The organism is Pseudomonas sp. GD03858 (assembly GCF_029840925.1).
GTDB lineage: Bacteria > Pseudomonadota > Gammaproteobacteria > Pseudomonadales > Pseudomonadaceae > Aquipseudomonas.
Genome location: NZ_JAOCDM010000209.1, coordinates 1 through 2578 on the forward strand (window position 1 = coordinate 1; position 2578 = coordinate 2578).

2 protein-coding genes are annotated in these 2578 nt (G+C 51.8%); one reads left to right on the plus strand and one right to left on the minus strand.

Annotated features, from left to right (window positions below):
* Window positions 1–126: 126 nt before the first annotated feature.
* Entirely contained in the window at window positions 127–654 is a 528-nt protein-coding gene (locus tag N5D48_RS25995) for a hypothetical protein (protein ID WP_279888993.1), read from the plus strand.
* A 206-nt stretch (window positions 655–860) separates the two neighbouring features.
* On the opposite strand, the gene N5D48_RS26000 is transcribed toward N5D48_RS25995, so the two are convergent.
* Window positions 861–2483: a hypothetical protein gene (locus N5D48_RS26000; protein WP_279888994.1), complete on the minus strand. Its 1623-nt coding sequence runs from the start codon at window positions 2481–2483 to the stop codon at window positions 861–863.
* Between the last annotated feature and the right edge of the window lie 95 nt (window positions 2484–2578).

Here is a 2578-nt window from a genome sequence, read left to right on the forward strand (position 1 = left end):
GCTTTCTACCCATAGCTGACACTTACCGGTAGATTTTCGTCAGAGTTGGTCGACCTAATGCCGCTGGTAAGATAATTGCTTTGACGGTACTGTATGCGCCGGACGAATTCATAGGATCGGATACCCATGAGAACCAGGACCATACCCGTCGGCCAACTGATTATTGAAGGTCTCGGAGATACAGATAATGCGTATGAATACGTTTACGAGTTGATACCTCTAATCGGAGAGGTTGTCCTCTGGTTTAACACACTTGAGGCGGACATCGATAATATTCTATGCAGATTTATATCTGATCGAACAGATCAAAAAGGCCTCTTGATCGTGGGCAATATGATGTATGCCACTAAGTTAGATTTGTTCGAGCGATTCACATCCGATTTTTTCCGTGGCATAGGCGATCAGCCTGCCTGGTTTTCACAGCTTCTATCAGACCTTCGGGAATGTGGAAGCCTTCGCAACAAGGTCGTTCATGCGAATTGGATGCACACCAATGAGGATGGGTACACCCAAGTCAAAATAAAATTCAGTAAGCGGGGGCTTGAGCATGAACTTGTACAATTCTCCAAAGACTCGCTCGAACTCATCATCGGTAAAATTGAGGCTACGAGAGACCAATTGGATTACCTCAATGTTGAGTTTTTACCCTGCTGATGTGCGGTAGGAACGAGACAAGCTGACCATGGTGCAGAACTCCTTCCGCGAAATTTGCTGAGTAGTGATACTGACAATGAGAGACTGCTTCTGGCCGATTGCTGCCGGCCACTAAAGGCTGCAATCGAGCCATTTGTGATATTCGGAGCCTCAAATCTGGCCTCGCAAAAGTCATAGGGAATTTTCGATTGGACGTAAGGTAGTTCTCAGAGCGCAGCTTCCCGAGCAGCGTGGAGCTCTTCCCTAAAGCGTCCCAAGTGAGCGCGAAGCACATGGTCCTGTCCATCGAAGTATTGCTTCAGGACACACAGATATTCGTCCTGCTTCCTGAATCCGTAGGGTTGGATGAGGTGCGTCTGCATCACCCTGGCCAGCGGCTCTAAGTGCTTGATCTGTTCCAGGTCTCGCAGAGTGGTGAGCGCAATACTAAGCAATTCGTGTTTAAGTCGGCTAGACACATTTGACGACATCAGGATGGGTTGGATAACCCGGCCTATGGCTTCAGCGGCTTCGAAGGAAATGTAGATGTGATTGCCTTCGAGCTTGTCAGGACGTAGCACTTCACCAGGCTTCGTCAGAGCTTCGGCGTCTCTCACCCATACCGCAGTAGTGTCAACGACTTGGTAAAGCAGGAAGCCCAGCGGCGTAGGAAACTCGTGGTTTTCGTCTTCCGGCCGAACTTCACGAGCGCGGTCGACCAGGCGACTGGCGAAATGAGGCATATAGTGCAACCACAAGTGGTCGGCCACACGCTGATGCAGCCCCTCTAAAACCATGATTTTGAAGAACTCGATACCTGCATAAACCGGATCGTGGTGTTTTCCGACATCTTGAAAGGTAAGTAGCCGGCCATTGAGCTTCTTTTCGAGAGCTTCATCCGCATCAATTCGCGCGAGTACGGCCTCGCCGACAGACCGGTAAACCCCGAGACGGGCGGCCATATCAACATCAACACAATAGAACCGCAAGAGACGGTTCTCCTCAGGGAGCGCTAAGCGGTGTCCGCCCCCGCCAAAGTTTTGGTTATTCTTGAGCTCGCTATAGAAGACGCTGGCCTCATTGGCCAACAGTGCGTCAAAGAATTCGTCTTGGAATCCTTCCTCAAAGCGTGTTGCGCGCTCCATAACTTCTATACAGAGGTAGGGTCGAGCGATGGCGAGGTGTTCGGCCAGACGGCGGGATGATAGCAGCCGCTTCACGACGATGGCAGCACGGCGCTGCACGCGCTGCGAAGAACCAACCAGGTCGGCAAGCCATTCGCGAAAGCTAAACCATTTTCGAAATAGCCAGTTCGTCGGAGCCCCATCTCCCAACGAGATGGTACCGTCGTCTTGAAATACGACTTGGAAGCCGGGACGCCGCGGGCGAATGACATTCGCCAATCGGCTTCGCACGCTCTTAAAGGCAGCCAGGTTCAGGGCCGATGCGAGATGACGATGTAGTAAGTCGGCGAGTTCCTCGAACTTACCGGCGTGTAAGAGTGACGTGGTCAGATCATCGAAGAGTCCGAGGTTCCACCGCGTCAGTCTCGTCCTGCGCGAACGGAAGTAGACGAATGCAACGAGTAGAATGAACAGAACGTACTGGGTTGCGCTCTTGTCAAAGCCCCACAACCAGGGGCCAAAGGTAGGGAACCCAAGTGTGGTGAGTATGGGCTGGAAGAAAAGCCCATGGATAGTGAGTAACGCAGCCCAGATGATCAGCCAGTCGAGCCAGTTCAGGCTCAACCGAAAACTGAGCCTGGCAGTGCTTGGCACGACTGCCCACACTGCGGTAATCAAGCCCAGCATGGTGAGTAGTGCGCTCGTGTCGATACCTGCTGGGTTCATAGGGTGATCCAACTTTGGTAATAGCAGAAGAGGTTTAAGGGTGCGATTGAAACAGTTATGACACGTAAGGGGTAGCACTGTCGTTACGGCAAACC